Source organism: Tepidisphaeraceae bacterium (genome assembly GCA_035998445.1).
Classification (GTDB): domain Bacteria; phylum Planctomycetota; class Phycisphaerae; order Tepidisphaerales; family Tepidisphaeraceae; genus DASYHQ01.
Genome location: DASYHQ010000026.1, coordinates 63,521 through 78,592, shown reverse-complemented (window position 1 = coordinate 78,592; position 15,072 = coordinate 63,521). Strand labels below are relative to the sequence as shown.

Sequence of the window (15,072 nt, the reverse complement as noted above, 5' to 3'; positions counted from 1 at the left end):
TGACAACTGAACGCATGACGAACGGAGAACGGACCGGGCCGTACCCGTTAACACCGGATGGTGCAAAATGGTGCATAATGGTGCACGAAATCGTGTTTCGCCTTACCCAAACCGCCGCGGTAAACCTTCGCTGACTTTATCACGCTCCTTCGCGTTGCCGTTCGTGACCTTAGCGTTCTCTTCGTGTTGATCGCGTCGGCGCGGAACGTTGCGCGGAAAGTCCAACGCGCCTGGACTGCTCTAGCTCGTCATCCTGAGGTACTCCGATGGATCTCTTCGAGACGTAATAGGGGGGGAGATCCTTCGGGGTACCTCAGAGGGTGTTTATTACGCGCGGCGAGCTCGCTCCGGTCCCTCTCCTGGTACTCCGGGAGAGGCTAGGTGAGGGTGCTTTCGAACTGCTGACGATTTCCGTCGATCGAAATCACCCTCACCCTAACCCTCTCCCGGAGTACCGGAAGAGGGGACCAAACTTAATAAACACCCTCTCAGGATGACGTTGAGGCGCATGGAGGTCGTTCACGCCGGTGATCGTGCGTCCGTCACCGCGTCTGGCGCCAGGCCGAGGTCTTCGTAGATCGCGCCCATCGTCGCGCGGATGCGGGCGTTGTGGCGGGCGTCGCCGGGGGCGCCGTTGAAGATCAGGACGATCGCCAGGCCGTTGTCCGGGTCGGCCATGCCGACGCTGGTCTGGTGGCCACCGTGGCCGAACGCGCGGGCGCCGGCGTGGGGGCCATAACCGTAGGGCAGCGTCTCCCAGCCGTAGATGTTGTTGTTGGGGATGAAGCCCAGGCACCAGTCGATGTTGTGGCGGAACGTGTGGTCATACATGCCCGTGCGATGGCGGGCGATTAGCGCCTCGACCGTCTGAGGTTGCAGCAGGCGCGTGCCGTCGAGCGTGCCCTTGTTCAGCAGCGCTTGATAGAACCGCGCGAACTGCCTCGCCGGCCCGTACCCGTTGGCAGCCGGGCGGCACATCGTGGCGTTGTCCTTCAGGCTCCAGAGCGGGTGGGGCATCGGGTCGCTCGTGTCGGTCGTGTACATCAGCGCGATGCGGTCGCCGTAGGCGTCGTAGGTGTCCGGCGGCATGCCGATCCAGCAGTCGGGCATGTTCAAGGGACCGAAAATCTCGTCGCGCACGTATTGTTCGAACGGCCTGCCACTGATCCGCCTCACGATCTCGCCCAGCACGTACCAACTGCTGGCGACGTGATAACCGGCCTTCTTGCCCGGCGTCCAACCGGGTTCGAGCCGGGCGGCGTAGATGTCGGATAGGAACTGCTCGGCCGGCGCCGGCTTCCAACTGTTCGCCACCGCCCGAAAGCCACCGGTGTGCGTCAGCAGATGGCGAAGGGTGACCGTCTTCTTGCCCTTGTCGCCAAACTCAGGGATGTGGGCAGCCACCGTGTCGTCGAGACCAAGCTGGCCCCGTTCCCACAGCTGCCCAATCGCGACGGCGGCGACGGGCTTCGTGCAGCTCATCCAGATATGCAGATGGTCGGGCGTCATCGGCACGCCATCCCGCGCGATGCCGGTGGCGTGGTCGATCAGGGTTTCGTTGTCGCGCGAGATGAACAGCTGCCCGCCGACGTGCAGGCGGTCGGACAGGCCCTGTTCGATCAGGTTGATGGTCTTTGGGAAGTTCACGGGCGCATTCTATGGCCGACTCACCGTCCCCGGTACACCACAGGGAAGGGTTGGGCAAGGCGGGCGGGGCTGGCCGTCGAGTGGATGCGTGGAAACGCGGGACGAGCAAATCGACGGGGCGATCGCATGCATGCGATCGGAAAACGCATGCATCAAAGTCCGGATAACATGCATGCAATCGGGAGTCTGCTGCATGTGGCTCGAAAATGCATGCATGCGATTTGGAGTTGCATGCATGAAACGCCGATTGCATGCATGCATTTTGAAATTGCATGCATGTAAAGTGGAATCGCATGCATGAAACGGGGTTCAAATCGACCCGATTGGGGATCGCGGCGGGGCGGAACCGCGCTATCCGTTCGAGAACGGCGGTATTATCGGCAGGGCGCGCGAGCATAGGTTGAGGCGGCGCGAATCGGCGCGACAGAAGGAGTCGCGGGGGCGCGGGACAACGCTAAAAGCGTGTTATGCACGTTCCCGTTCAGAAACTGGCTTGGGTGCCACGGTTTGGTACGCCAAGCCGTGCTGGTAAACGCAAAACACGGCTTGGCGTACCAAACCGTGGCACCCAGCACCGTCACGCCTGCGTTTCTGACCCCGAAAGTGCATAACCCGCGCTAGAGGGTGTTTTAGACTTTTGGTCGTCCACCGGGGTTTGGGTGGCACGGTTGGAGTACCACCCGTGCCACCCAAATCGCCCACCGTGGCTTGGAACGTTCACAACACCCTGCTGGCGCACGACACATCAGCTCACCGCACCAGCGACACGCCCGCGCGGACGACGGTGTCGCTCTCGTCGTAATCGATCAGCGATTCACCGTAGCCGTTGAAGGCCTGCAGGTGCAGGTAGAGGTCGACGTTGCCGTACAGCAGCTTGCGCAGCGGATACGACAGGTCGAGCTGGATGCTGCCGTTCTCCCAGTCGTTGCCGAGCCGGCCGATGAGCGCGGCCTGAAGTCCACCGCTTTGGCCGACGATGAGGCGAAGGTCACCGTAGCCGCGGTACTTGCGGATGTCGGGGTTCTCGGAGAGGTCGCCGATGTAGATCTGGGCGCGCGGCGCGAGGGTGATGAAGAACCCGCCGTCCTCGCGGTCGCCGATCGTGAACATCGGGCGGATGTAGGCGTAGTTGACGCTGCGCGACTCGAGACCTTCCTGGCCGTTCGACTCGTGCTGAAGGCCGGCCTGCAGGCCGATGCGGGAGAAGAGCTTGAGCTTGTCGGGATCGACGATCTCGTCGTAGTGCAGCAGCACCTCCGGGCGGTAGCTGGTGTCGAGGAACGGGCTGCTTTCGCCTTGCAGGTCCCAGAACGACGTCTGCGAGTAGGCGAAGTTCAGGCCCTTGATGGGCGGGAACGCCTTGGCGAGCGGGCCGTCGTCGTTGATGACCTGGTAGCGCAGGCTGAACTGGAACTTGACGTTGGGGCGTTCGGGCCCACCGATGAAGTAGATCGGCTCGTACGCCGCCAGCCGGTTGGAGAGGAACTCGACGAAGCCGGTGTGCGTTGCCGGCGAGGTGGAGTCGGCCGCCATGGTCGAGGTGGGTGTGGTCGCCGCGGGTTGCGTCGTCGCCGGGGCCGGCTCGAAGGTGGGGCGGGTCATCGCGGCGGTCCCGACGTCCTGTGCCAGCGCCGGGGCGGTAATCAGCAGAATTGGAACGGCACAGAGGAAGTTCAACATCGTCGCCACGGTAACGATGAGCCCGCCTACGTGAAAGGGGAGCAAATGGGGTTCGGTGATCAGGGGGACACTTGTGTCGCCTCGTTCGCAGTTCGGGACGCGCAAAAAAGGGGCGACAGTTGATGTCGCCCCTGCTTGCCACGCTGGAAATATCGACGCTTAGAAGAGCGACGAACTGCCCTTATGCGGGCTGGATGAACGTCGTCGTGTTGAACGCGTTGGCGCTGGCCCGGCCGGTGAAGTCGAGGCTCGTGGTGCCGGCGCTGAAGACGCCGCGGCTGATGCGCGTCTTCTTCACCAGGCCCGAAACCTGACTGGTGCCCGAGTCTTCCACCAGCGAGACGGACTGTGCCTCGCCATCCCAGTCGCGCAGCAACTGGATGACGCCGCCGTTGCGCACCTGAACCGTCACTCGGTCGCCATCGCGATCGACGTAGCTGAGGCGCGTGCCGCGCCCGAAGAAGAAGTTGCTGTTGTCGCCACCGGTGCCGTCGGCGTTGCCGTCAAGCAGATTGCCGGTGGGGTCGGCCAGGAACGGCGAGTTGCTCGACAGCTGGTAAACCCGGTTGAACGCCAACGGCCTGGCAGGCACGATCGTGGCGGTGTTGGTGGCGGCGTCGTAGGTGACGGACTTGATCTTGAACGAGCCATCCGGGCCCCGGCCGTTCCGGCCGTCGATGCCACGGTACCAGATCGTGTACCCGCGCGGATCGATCTGGCTGGCGGCGGCCATCGTTTCACTGAAGGTGACCGTGAGCGAAGTAATGCGCCGCCGGCTGCTCTGCACGTCAACCGTGGCGGTCGGAGCGATCGTGTCGAGGTTCGTCAGGCTGACGGTGGCCACCATCGGGGTGCCGGGACGCGTGTTGGTGCCGGTGACGCCCGACAAGGTGAGCGTGAACGTCTCCGTATTCTCGAGCGGCAGCGTGTCGAGCGTCACCGGGATCGAGATCGTCTGGCTGGCCTCGCCGGCGGCGAACGTCAGCGTGCCGTTGGCGGCGGTGTAGTCGGCGCCGGCCGTGGCAGTGCCGTCAGCGGTCGCGTAGTTCACGGTGGCAGGGCCCGACGTGTCGCCGAGGCGCGTCACGATCACCGACACGGCCCCGCCGTCCTCGCGCAGCTCGTAGGTGGGCGCGGCCAGTTGCAGCGTCGCGTCGTTGTCGGTGATGAAGACGTTGGCGGTGCCGGCGGTCGGGCTGACCTGGGCGCCACCGGTCGCATTGCTCAGTACGATGCGGAAGTACTCGTTGGGGTCGACGATCGCGTCGTCGGTTATCGTGATGTTGAACGTACCGGTGCGCTCGAGGTCGGCGAAGTTCAGCGTGCCCGTGGCCACCGTGAAGTCGGTGCCAGCCGTTGCCGAGACGCCGGTCAACACGTAGTCCACCGTGACAGCGCCGGCCGCGCCACTCGTGCGGCTGATGTTGACGGCGAACGTGCCCACACCTTCGGCCACCGTGTAGGTCGGCTGCTCCACCGTGAAGATGCCGGGATTGACCAGGTCCGCCGGCGAGCCACTGCCGAAGGTGGTGACGGTGGTGTACGTCACCGTGGCATTGTTGGCGACGGTGAACAGGTCCTGCAGCGAGACCGTGATGTCGGAGCCCACGTCGGTGATCCGGTTGCCATCCGCATCGCTGAAGATGACGTTCAACTGGTCGGCCGGGATGCCGTTGGCCAGGTCGATATCGTCATAGTAGGGGAACGGCTGGATGGCGTACCCCACGTGTTGCCCGTCGCCCTCGGAGCTAATGCCGAAGTAGGCGCTGGCCTCGTTGGGGTTCGACGCGGTGTCGAACTCGTAGACGAAGCGCCCATCGACCGACACGCCGGCGAAGTCGTTGCCGAACGAGCCGACGTAGGTGAGGTCACCATCGACGTGGCGCGACATGCTGAACGTCTGGCCGGATCCGGTTCGGTTCGTGATCGCGTAGGTCTGCCTCAACGTCGTGCTGGCCGGCCCACGCGCGCTGACGGTCTGGGTGAGCGTGATGTCGTAGCTGGCGACGCTGAACGAGCTGACCGCGGTGGTCGCCGAGGTGCTGGTGAACGCGACGCCGGCCTCGTTGCCGAGGCCCGATTCACCGAGGTACTCGCCGAGCGGCGAGAAGTAGACGGCCGAGTGATAGGTCGTGCCGCGCGAGGAGGCGGCGCCGGGGGGATCGAAGTTGAGGTTGCCACCGACGCCGGACGCGCTGCCGTAGTGCCCGAACGAGTCGACGCGCACCGAGATGCCGCCATCGCCGGTGCCGTTGGTCAGCGTGGTGGCGGCGAGCAGTCGCCGCTCTTCCAACTGCTCGCACATCGGTCGCGTTGCGAGAGAACGGTTGCGCGTACGGCGCGGGTTACGGTACTTCATGTGGCACTACCCTCTTAAGCCCCCGAACAAATGGGGGGCGTCCCTTTTGACTTGACCGTCGGATCGCTGTGTGGGTCAGCGGTCCCGGCAACGGACCAATGTAAACAGCCGACCGTGGAACGCAAGAAGGCGCGCCGTTCGTCACAGTTGCGAAGCGTTCGCCTGCGTGTCCGATAACCGCAGCCTGTGCGGTGAGCCGGTGCCGCTGCGCACCGAGATGCGTGAACTGGTAAGATGCCGGCCCGATGAACGGTTACGATCTCGCTTACGCCTTGGGTCTGGCTGCGTCCTCACCGGTTTGGTTGTTGCGCGAGAAGTCGCGCCGAAAGGTGCTGGGCGCGCTGCGCCTGCGCGGCGGCCGCGTGCCGGAGACGCCGGAAGGGGGGCCGGTGGTGATGATCCACTCCGTCAGCGTCGGCGAGATCAACGCGACGCCGGCGCTCGTGCGGCTGCTGATCAACGCCCGGCCCGACCTGCAGGTCGTCGTCAGCGTCACCACCGAGACCGGCCGAGACCGCGGCTTTCAACTGTACGAGAGCGTGCCGAACGTCACCGTCGTGCGCTACCCGGTCGACTTCAGCGGCGCCGTCGAGCGGGCGCTGGACGCCATCCGGCCCGACGTGGTCGTGCTGATGGAACTGGAACTGTGGCCCAATTTCCTGCGCTCGTGCGAGCATCGCGGCATTCCCGTGGTGCTCGCCAATGGCCGGTTAACCACCAAGAGCTATCGCAACTACCGCAGGGGCGGCTTGGTCACACGGGCGATGTTCCAACGGTTGGCCGTCGCGTGCGCGCAGGATGAGGAGTACGCGCAACGCTTCCTTGATTGCGGCGTGCCCGCCGACCGGGTGAAAGTGCTGGGTACGATGAAGTTCGACACCGCCCAGATTGCTGACGTGCTCTCCGGCGCCCGGGAAATCGCCGAGTCGGTCGGCCTGTCGCCCGGGCGCGAGCCGATCTGGGTCTGCGGCAGCACGGGGCCGGGTGAGGAGGAGATGATCCTCAACGTCTACCGCGGCCTGCTGCGCAAGCTGCCGCGCCTGCGCCTGGTCATCGTCCCGCGTAAGCCCGAACGCTTCGACGAGGTCGCCGATTTGATCGAGGACATGAAGTTCACGCTAGTGATGCGCAGCGACCCAATCGTCCCGCGCGACCCCGTGATCCCACCCGTCGTCCTCGGCGACACGATGGGCGAACTGCGGCAGTTCTACAGCATCGCCGACGTCGTGTTCGTCGGTCGGTCGCTGGTGAACCTCGGCCCCAGCCAGCACGGCAGCGACATGATCGAACCCGCGGCGCTGGGCCGTCCGATCATCGTCGGCCCCTACACGCACAACTTCGCCGACGCCGTCCGCAAGTTCAAAGCCGCCGACGCGATCATGGAGGTTTCCGACGCAAACGCGCTGAGCGAAACCGTCGCCGTGCTGCTAGGCACCCCTGGCGAAGCGCAGAAGATGGGGCGGCGGGCGCAAACGGTGGTGTTGCGCGAACAGGGGGCCACCGTGCGACATGCTCAGGTGGTGTTTCAACAGTTGAACCGGAAGTTGAACGCCAGCCGGAACGGCGACCAGCACGACGCGTCTGGGCAGTAACCCATCCCGCGGGCCAAACCTTCGCAAGCACGGTTAGACGGAGGCGGTCGTGGATGACGGGGATCGCACGATCTCGATTCGCTGGTACGAACTTGTAGCCGTGAGCTTATCGGGCAGTCTGACTCTCGTGAGTATCTCCTCGTCGCCGATCTGGAGGCGAATGATCCCGGCGCTTGCGTCGAAGGAGATCGGATCGCGAAGCTTAATGCGTCCGCCGCCGACCTCGGCCGCCGGCAGCACAAGGTCACCGACCAGCAGATCGATCGCAGTATTCGGCGAGTACCCCGCCGACGACGGGCGTTCAAATTGACGGGGTTTCATGGCTTCCTCTAAATCATGGACACTGGCGTCTGCATACGTTGCCGAACGGGGCATGGACCTAAGTCCCCTGCTCGTCGGCGACGGCAAGGACGGCGACGTTTTTCTAACATCGAACCTGACTGCCGCCAAAGTTCATCATTTCTCGCACTCGTACGCTCGGGAACTGAGAGCCTACCTGCGGCTCGGATCGCTAGGCATTCACCAACTCGCGGGTTTCAGCATACCGAATCTGGAAGATTTTGACGACAGGAAACTGGTCCTCGAGATGACTTACGTGGCGCCGCCATTCATCGTCGACTTTGCCTCGGCGCACTTGGATGTGGATCCGGGGTGCGTTTTCGACGAGGGAAATTCGCTGGAGGATCTGGTTCGCGAGCGGTTCGGGGAGCGGACCGACGAGGTAATGGCGATCCACCACGATTTGATCGATTTAGCAGGCATCTATTTGTACGACCTGAACCCGTACAACATCAAGTTCTGTTGAACCCCGCGGGGGTTGGGGCGCGAGTCTACACCGTCTCCATCTTCCCCGACCGAATAGACCGTTCCACCGCCATCGTCACCCGATGCGTGACCAGCGAGGTCTCGTAGGTGGCGAGCAGGCCGGAGGGGTCGCCGGTGCGGACGGCTTGGATGAAGGCTTCGTTTTCGCGGAAGTAGGCGCTGCCCTCGTGGGGGATCTCGCTGCAGCCGGACTTTTCCCAGCACTTCATGGTCTTCAGGCCGATCTCGTAGCGGCGGTCGATGCCGTAGATCTCGAGGCTGATGCGGGCGGCGGGGCCGGTCATCACGTCGCTCGACCAGACGCTGATCGCGGCGCCGTTGGCGTAGTGCACCTGGGCGAGCGAAACGTCGTCGACCGTGTGCTTCGGATCGTCGGCGAACACGCCCAGCTGTCGGCCGGTGGCCAGAACGCAGACGGGGTCGGCGTCGATCAGGTAGTTGGCCAGGTCGAAGATGTGCGTGGTCTGTTCCGTCGGTTGCCCGCCACTGGTGGCCTTGTCGCGCCACCACCAGACGTCTGGTCGCCCGCCGCACCACCAGCCGGTGGCGCCCACCACCGGCACGCCGGCCATCCGGCGGCGCAGCTCGGCAGTGGTCGACTGGTAGCGCCAGTGGTACCCGACCGCCACGATCGCGCGGGCCTCTTCCACCTGCTGGCCGACCTCCAACGCCGTCTCGAGCTTCGTGCCGAGGGGCTTCTCGATGAACAGCGCTTTGCCGGCCCGGATTACCTTGGATTCGATCTCACCGTGGGCGTAGGGGGGCACCGACAGGTAGACGGCCTGCACTTTGGGGTCGTCCAGCAGGTCGTCGATCGTGTCGAACACGCGCCCGCCATACTCTTGGGCGGCTTGGGCGGCACGGCCGGACTTATTGTGGAGGTAGCCGACGAACGTCACGTCTGACATGGCGCTGAGGTGCTTCATGTGCTCGTTGAGCACGATGCCACCGACGCCGATGATCGCCACGCCCACACGGTCTGCCATGTCTGCCTCCAAAGGTGCTTAGGTTCGCGATCCTAATCGGGCCCGCGGGCACTGCAAGTCGACGGGTGCACGAATCATGCCACGCGCGGGCACCCTTTCGATCAACTCAGGTAAGCTGCCGTGCATGAATGTTGGAGCGGCCGAACAGGGCTTTGCGCGCGAGCATCCCCAGGGATGTCAGATCGCGTTGAAGGTGGTCCCCGGCGCGTCGCGGTCGCGCATCGTGGGTGCGATGGCCGACGGCTCGCTGAAGGTCGCGGTCGCTAAACCACCGAGCGGCGGGCAGGCCAACGCAGCGGTGCTGGCGCTTTTGGCCGAGACGCTGGACATGCCGGCGCGGTCGCTGGAGATCGTCAGTGGAAAGGCGTCGGCGCGAAAGCACGTGCTCGTTCGGGGCCTTTCAGCAACCGCGGCCCGGCAGCGATTGCTGAAAGGCAGTTGACGGCGGGGCGGGGGGCTAATCGGTGAGCGCTAGTTTGGTGGACTGCGATTTGAGGTAGTTCACCAACACCGAGATGAACAGGATGATGCCGAGCATCTCCATCGATTCCTCGATCGTCACCAGCATCATGTAGGCCAGGCTGGCAGTGCCGACCTCTGGATCGATGGCCAATCGCGCGCCGACCATTTCGGTGCCCAGTGCGCCACCCAGGAAGATGACGGCCGACATGACGAACCCGCGGCGCACGGCGGCGGGCAGGGCCCATAGAAATCGCGAGTAAGTCACCGCCAGCAGCAACGCGATCGCCATTCCCATCAGCACCCAGCCGAAGGCCAGGTAGCCACTGAAGCTGCCAAGCTTGGCCAGCGGCTTGTTGAACATTTCGTGCAGGACGGCCGATTCGTCGACCGACATCAACACGAACCCGACCGCCAGAATCTTCCAATGCATCGTCCAGCGGTCGCCGATCAACTTTTTCATGGACGCGATCAACGCCAGCAGCGCGCCGGCCATAAGCAGGATAACGCTGGAGAAGTACGTCGGAATGTTCGCTTCCTGGTCGAAGAAGAAGCGGCTGTACAGGCGAGGCAGCCGATCACTGTCGAGCCCCATCTGGTAGCAGACGACGACGATCAGGTGCAGCGCGAGCAGCGCCAGGTACGCCGACATCAACGTGAAAAGGAGGCTCCTGGCGGATATTGGGAAGGCGGTCGATCCCGCCGAAGCCACTCGAGGCGAAGCATGATGCGTCTGATCGAGGGGCGAGGTTACAGCTGTGGAGTTGATGTGTTGCACGTTGGCTTTCCGTTAAGATAGGGCAAAGATACTCCGCGGACTCAGCAGCACAACGTCGAAAATTCGTACGCGATGGAAATCACGGCACTTGTGACAGGTGCCGCGCTAGGCACGGCCCGCGTGATCACCATTATCCCACTAACTGCCAATACCCGTTACGGGGTTTTCGCTTCGCGCTCTCGGTTACCGGACCTGACCGCTCGCATCACGTCATTGTCAAGCGGATTCGGAGAGGACGGGGAAACGAAAACACGCCTGCTGAGCGGGGCGCTTTGCATCGATTTTTCATGGGCTTCGGCGTATAATTTGAAGGTCGTTCGACGGGCTGCTCCCCGTCCTGCAAGGGGATCATTCTCTGCAAAGTCAGACGTCCCGTAGAGCAAGTTAAAGATAAGATTGCTATGGCTGAAACCACTCCACCCGCCGACGTTCCGATGGACCGGATCGAAGACCTGCAGATCGAACAGGAACTGCAGGACAGCTACATGACGTACGCGATGAGCACGATCATGGATCGTGCGTTACCGGACGTCCGCGATGGCCTCAAGCCGTCGCAGCGGCGCATCCTCGTCGCGATGCGCGACCTGAACCTCGGGCCGCGCAGCAAGCACCTGAAGTGCGCGAAGATCGCGGGTAACACGTCCGGTGACTACCACCCGCACGGCGAGTCGATCGTCTACCCGACGCTGGTCCGCCTGGCGCAGAGCTGGTCGCTGCGCTACCCGCTGATCAACGGCCAAGGCAACTTCGGCAGCACCGACGGTGACCCACCGGCCGCCATGCGTTACACCGAGGCCCGACCGAGCCCCGTCGAGGCCGAACTGCTGGCCGACCTGGAATACGACACCGTCAGCTTCCAGCCCAACTACGACGAACGGTTGATGGAGCCGACCGTCCTGCCGAGCAAGTTCCCCAACCTACTGGTGAACGGCAGCACGGGCATCGCCGTCGGCATGGCGTGCAACCTTGTGCCGCACAATTTGCGCGAGATCTGCGACGCCATCGTGAAGGTGATCGACCAGCCCGACGTCGGCCTCGACGAACTGCTTCAGATCGTGCCCGGCCCGGACTTTCCCACGGGTGGCATCATCTGCGGCCGCGACGGCATCATCGACGGCTACACGAGTGGCCGCGGCAAGATGACGGTGCGGGCCAAGCTTGAGGTTGAGACGGACAAGAAGGGCCGCAGCAGCGTGATCGTCAGCGAACTGCCCTACGGCATCATCCGCAAGAGCATCGTCGAGAGCGTCGCCGAGAACGTGAAGAACGACCGGCTGCACGACATCAGCGCAATCAACGACGAGTCCGGCCGCCAGCACGCGGTCCGCATCGTGATCGACCTGAAGCGCGACGCCGACCCCGAAGTGGTGATGGCGCAGCTATACCAGTACACGCCGTGCCAGATCACGGTCAGCATGATCAACATCGCGCTGGTCAACCGCCAGCCGCGCACGATGGGGCTGAAGGAGCTGATCCAGCACTTCATCGCCCACCGCAAGGACGTCATCATCCGGCGCACGCGCTTCCTGTTGCGCAAGGCGCAGCAGCGGGCGCACATCCTGGAAGGGTTGATCTTTGCGATCTTCGATATCGACGAGGTCATCCGCCTGATCCGCAGCAGCAAGACGCGCGAGGAGGCGATCGAGAAGTTGATCGCGCAGGGCTTCCGCATCAGCCCCAACTCGCAGCTGGTCGAGAAGCTGCCCGAACGGCTGACGCTGATGCACCCGGAAATCTTCGCCGCCGAGCCGGGCGCCATTGTGCCGCCCATGCGGGCCAGCCGCGCGCAGGCCGAGGCGATCGGTCGCCTGCAGTTGATTCAGCTGGTCGGCTTGGAGATCGAGAAGCTCGTCAACGAGTACAAGGAAGTGGCCGAGGAGATCACCGAGTACGAACGCATCCTGGGCGACGAGGCCTACCTGATGGACCTCATTCGCGAGGACACCTTCGAGATGAAGGAAAAGTACGGCGACGACCGCCGTACGGAAATCACCGGCAGCGTGAGCGACTTCAACCGCGAATCGCTCATTGCCAAGGAAGAGGTGGTCGTCAGCGTCAGCCATGCCGGCTACGTGAAGCGCCAACCGATCGACGTCTACAGCGCCCAAGGGCGCGGCGGGCGCGGCATCAAGGGAACCGAAAGCAAGGAAGGGGACTTCGTCGAGCACCTGTTCGTCGCCAACACGCACGACTACCTGCTGTTCTTCACCAACCAGGGCCGCGTGTACGAGCGCCGCGTGTACGACATTCCGGAAATGTCGCGCACCAGCCAGGGGCGCAGCGTCGCCAACCTGTTGAGCTTCCAGCCCGGCGAGAAGATCGCCAGCGTGCTGGCGATCGAGGACTTCGACAAGACCGAGCAGTTCCTCATGTTCGCCACCGCCAAGGGTACCGTGAAGAAGACGGCCCTGAGCGCCTACTCGAACATCCGCACCAACGGCATCATCGCCATCGGCCTCGAGGAAGGCGACACGCTGATCGACGTGGCCTGCACGAGCGGCACCGACCACGTCATCCTCGGCACCAAGAGCGGCCTTGCGATCCGCTTCGAAGAGGCCGACGTTCGCGCCACCGGCCGCCCGGCAAGTGGTGTGACCGGCGCCCGCTTCAAGCGCGAGAACGACGAGGTCGTGGCGATGCTCGTCGTGCCCGAAGGGGACAACGGCTGCTGCCACGTGCTGACCGCCTGCCTGAACGGCTACGGCAAGCGCACGCCGTTGACCGACTACCCGGTGAAGGGTCGCGGCACGCGCGGCGTCATCAGCATCGACGCCAACGATCGCAACGGTGAAGTGGTCGGCATGAAGCTGGTGAACGACACCGACGAGGTGATGTTCATCACCGAGAAGGGCATCCTGATGCGAACGCGCATCAACGAGATCCGCGAGACCGGCCGCAACGCCGCCGGCGTGCGACTGATCCGTGTCGATGAAGGGGACACGCTGGTCGCGATGGCCAAGATCGACGCCGAGGACGTAGTCGCGCCACCGACGGAAGGCGTCGAAGGCGACGCCGTGCCACTGGCGATCGACGGCACCCCCACGCCCGGCGCGGACATCTCCCCCGAGGCCACCGACGTCACGCCCGAACCGCCCGCAGCGACCGATGGCGCCGCCGAGGACGAGGCGGAGTAGAATTGATCTCGAAGGCGCGAACGGCGGACGCGAAGGACCGCGAAGAAGAACAGACGCATGGTGCGCCCGGCGATGCCCTCCCTCTCCCACCGGGGGAGGGCAGGGGTGAGGGCCGGCGGACGCACGCCGCTTCCTCCGCCGTAGACGCGCAAGGCGCCCGCTGCGCTGCACCCGCACGTGTCCTATGTTCCCTCACACCCGCCCACAGGTGAAGGCGGGCAGTCGGCACGCCCGTCGTTCCCTTCACCTCCCATCCCGCTTTTGCTGTTTCCGTCGCCGCATCTCCGCCGTAGCATGTCCGCCGATCGGCAACACTTGAAAGGACGGCGACCCATGGCACTGATGGATTTCATCCGCGGCGAACTGATCGAGATCATCGAGTTCAACGACGACTCGCGCGACACCATCAGTTGGCGCTTTCCCGATTCCGACCGCGAGATCAAGCGCGGCGCGCAGCTGATCGTTCGCGAATCGCAGGTGGCCCAGTTCGTCTACCTCGGGCAGTTCGGCGACACGTTCGGGCCCGGCAAGCACGAGCTGATCACCGACAACATCCCCGTGCTGACCACCCTGAAGGGCTGGAAGTACGGCTTCGAGTCGCCGTTCAAGGCCGACGTCTACTTCGTCAACACGCGCTTGTTTACCGGCAACAAGTGGGGCACCAGCAACCCCGTGATGATGCGCGACGCCGACTTCGGCGTGGTGCGCCTGCGCGCGTTCGGCACCTACGACTTCCGCGTCGTCGAGCCGCGGCTGTTCCTGAAGGAGATCGTCGGCACCGACCACAACTTCCGCCTCGATGAGTTCGCCGACACGATGCGTTCGCGCCTCGTCAGCGTCTTCTCCGATGCGCTGGCTACGGCCAAGGTGCCGGCGCTCGACGTCGCATCACGCTACGGCGAACTGGGTGATGCTTTGGTGCCGCTGATCAACCCGATCATGACGAGCAAGTACGGCATCGCGATCGAGAGCTTCATCGTTGAGAACGTCTCGGTGCCGCCGGAGGTGGAAGAGGCGATCGACAAGCGGTCGAGCATGTCGGTGGTGGGCAACCTGAACGATTACGTGAAGTTTCAGATGGGCAAGGGCATGGCCACCGGCGGTGGTGCCGGCAGCGGTGGGGCGGCGGCGGAGATGGCGATCGGCTTCGGCATTGCCCAGGAGATGATGCGCGGCACAGGCGGCGCAGTGGGTGGCGTGGCCCCGGGTGGTGGCGCGTTCGCCGGCGCGACCTCGCAATCCACAACCGCCTCCGGTGGAACCGCGGCCGCTGCATCGGCGACGGCGGCGGGATTGATGGGCCTGCCGGAGGTTGCGCAGTACCTCGGTGTAACCGAGGCCGACGTGATGGCCGCCATCACCGCCGGTGATTTGAAGGCGAAGAAGATCGGCAGCCAGTACCGCATCACCAGAACGGCGATCGATGAGTTTTTGGCCAGCTGATGCAGCGGAGAACGCGAAGGCGCGAAGGAAGCCGCGAAGCATGGTCGGGTCCATCCGGTCCCTCTCCCGGTACGCCGGGAGAGGCTAGGTGAGGGTGATTTCGAACTGCTGGCGATGCTCGTAAGAACCAATCACCCTCACCCTGCCCCTCTCCCGGAGTACCGGAAGA

11 protein-coding genes are annotated in these 15,072 nt (G+C 64.1%); 5 read left to right on the top strand and 6 right to left on the bottom strand.

Features of this window, described 5'->3' with window-relative positions:
• Positions 1 to 519: 519 nt before the first annotated feature.
• The 3 genes from VGN72_11260 to VGN72_11250 form a co-directional block, all read right to left on the bottom strand.
• On the bottom strand, positions 520 to 1,647 hold the full coding sequence (locus VGN72_11260) for a serine hydrolase domain-containing protein (protein HEV7299933.1): 1,128 nt from the start codon (positions 1,645 to 1,647) through the stop codon (positions 520 to 522).
• Positions 1,648 to 2,397: 750 nt separating this feature from the next.
• Positions 2,398 to 3,327: a phospholipase A gene (locus VGN72_11255; protein ID HEV7299932.1), complete on the bottom strand. Its 930-nt coding sequence runs from the start codon at positions 3,325 to 3,327 to the stop codon at positions 2,398 to 2,400.
• A gap of 181 nt (positions 3,328 to 3,508) precedes the next feature.
• On the bottom strand, positions 3,509 to 5,686 hold the full coding sequence (locus VGN72_11250) for a Calx-beta domain-containing protein (GenBank protein ID HEV7299931.1): 2,178 nt from the start codon (positions 5,684 to 5,686) through the stop codon (positions 3,509 to 3,511).
• Between the two features lie 245 nt (positions 5,687 to 5,931).
• On the opposite strand from VGN72_11250, the gene VGN72_11245 reads away from it, so the two are divergent.
• Complete coding sequence (locus VGN72_11245) at positions 5,932 to 7,278, top strand: 3-deoxy-D-manno-octulosonic acid transferase (protein ID HEV7299930.1); 1,347 nt, start codon at positions 5,932 to 5,934, stop codon at positions 7,276 to 7,278.
• A gap of 33 nt (positions 7,279 to 7,311) precedes the next feature.
• On the opposite strand, the gene VGN72_11240 is transcribed toward VGN72_11245, so the two are convergent.
• Complete coding sequence (locus VGN72_11240) at positions 7,312 to 7,599, bottom strand: hypothetical protein (protein HEV7299929.1); 288 nt, start codon at positions 7,597 to 7,599, stop codon at positions 7,312 to 7,314.
• Between VGN72_11240 and VGN72_11235 the strand changes: the two genes are divergently transcribed.
• Complete coding sequence (locus VGN72_11235) at positions 7,598 to 8,083, top strand: hypothetical protein (protein ID HEV7299928.1); 486 nt, start codon at positions 7,598 to 7,600, stop codon at positions 8,081 to 8,083. The genes VGN72_11240 and VGN72_11235 overlap by 2 nt on opposite strands.
• Positions 8,084 to 8,108: 25 nt before the next feature.
• Here the strand turns inward: VGN72_11235 and VGN72_11230 are convergent, their stop codons facing one another.
• Positions 8,109 to 9,089 carry a Gfo/Idh/MocA family oxidoreductase gene (locus VGN72_11230; protein ID HEV7299927.1) on the bottom strand — a complete coding sequence of 327 codons (981 nt, stop codon included), beginning with the start codon at positions 9,087 to 9,089 and terminating at the stop codon, positions 8,109 to 8,111.
• 124 nt (positions 9,090 to 9,213) lie between these two features.
• Here VGN72_11230 and VGN72_11225 point away from each other — a divergent pair, with 124 nt between their 5' ends.
• Positions 9,214 to 9,531, top strand: a complete 318-nt coding sequence (locus tag VGN72_11225) for a DUF167 domain-containing protein (protein ID HEV7299926.1) — start codon at positions 9,214 to 9,216, stop codon at positions 9,529 to 9,531.
• A 15-nt stretch (positions 9,532 to 9,546) separates the two neighbouring features.
• On the opposite strand, the gene VGN72_11220 is transcribed toward VGN72_11225, so the two are convergent.
• Complete coding sequence (locus tag VGN72_11220; GenBank protein HEV7299925.1) at positions 9,547 to 10,203, bottom strand: hypothetical protein; 657 nt, start codon at positions 10,201 to 10,203, stop codon at positions 9,547 to 9,549.
• Between the two features lie 524 nt (positions 10,204 to 10,727).
• Here VGN72_11220 and gyrA point away from each other — a divergent pair.
• Both gyrA and VGN72_11210 read left to right on the top strand, forming a co-directional pair.
• Positions 10,728 to 13,460, top strand: a complete 2,733-nt coding sequence (gyrA, locus tag VGN72_11215) for a DNA gyrase subunit A (protein HEV7299924.1) — start codon at positions 10,728 to 10,730, stop codon at positions 13,458 to 13,460.
• Between the two features lie 333 nt (positions 13,461 to 13,793).
• The gene (locus VGN72_11210; protein ID HEV7299923.1) at positions 13,794 to 14,903 is read left to right on the top strand and encodes an SPFH and helix-turn-helix domain-containing protein; all 1,110 of its coding nucleotides are present in this window, start codon (positions 13,794 to 13,796) and stop codon (positions 14,901 to 14,903) included.
• The last annotated feature ends 169 nt before the right edge of the window (positions 14,904 to 15,072 follow it).

Coding starts and splice junctions, on each gene's coding strand:
- VGN72_11255 (HEV7299932.1), bottom strand. CDS start 3,327: ATGTTGAACTTCCTCTGTGCCGTTCCAATTCTGCTGATTACCGCCCCG.
- VGN72_11250 (HEV7299931.1), bottom strand. CDS start 5,686: ATGAAGTACCGTAACCCGCGCCGTACGCGCAACCGTTCTCTCGCAACG.
- VGN72_11235 (HEV7299928.1), top strand. CDS start 7,598: ATGGCTTCCTCTAAATCATGGACACTGGCGTCTGCATACGTTGCCGAA.
- VGN72_11245 (HEV7299930.1), top strand. CDS start 5,932: ATGAACGGTTACGATCTCGCTTACGCCTTGGGTCTGGCTGCGTCCTCA.
- VGN72_11230 (HEV7299927.1), bottom strand. CDS start 9,089: ATGGCAGACCGTGTGGGCGTGGCGATCATCGGCGTCGGTGGCATCGTG.
- VGN72_11225 (HEV7299926.1), top strand. CDS start 9,214: ATGAATGTTGGAGCGGCCGAACAGGGCTTTGCGCGCGAGCATCCCCAG.
- gyrA (HEV7299924.1), top strand. CDS start 10,728: ATGGCTGAAACCACTCCACCCGCCGACGTTCCGATGGACCGGATCGAA.
- VGN72_11210 (HEV7299923.1), top strand. CDS start 13,794: ATGGCACTGATGGATTTCATCCGCGGCGAACTGATCGAGATCATCGAG.
- VGN72_11240 (HEV7299929.1), bottom strand. CDS start 7,599: ATGAAACCCCGTCAATTTGAACGCCCGTCGTCGGCGGGGTACTCGCCG.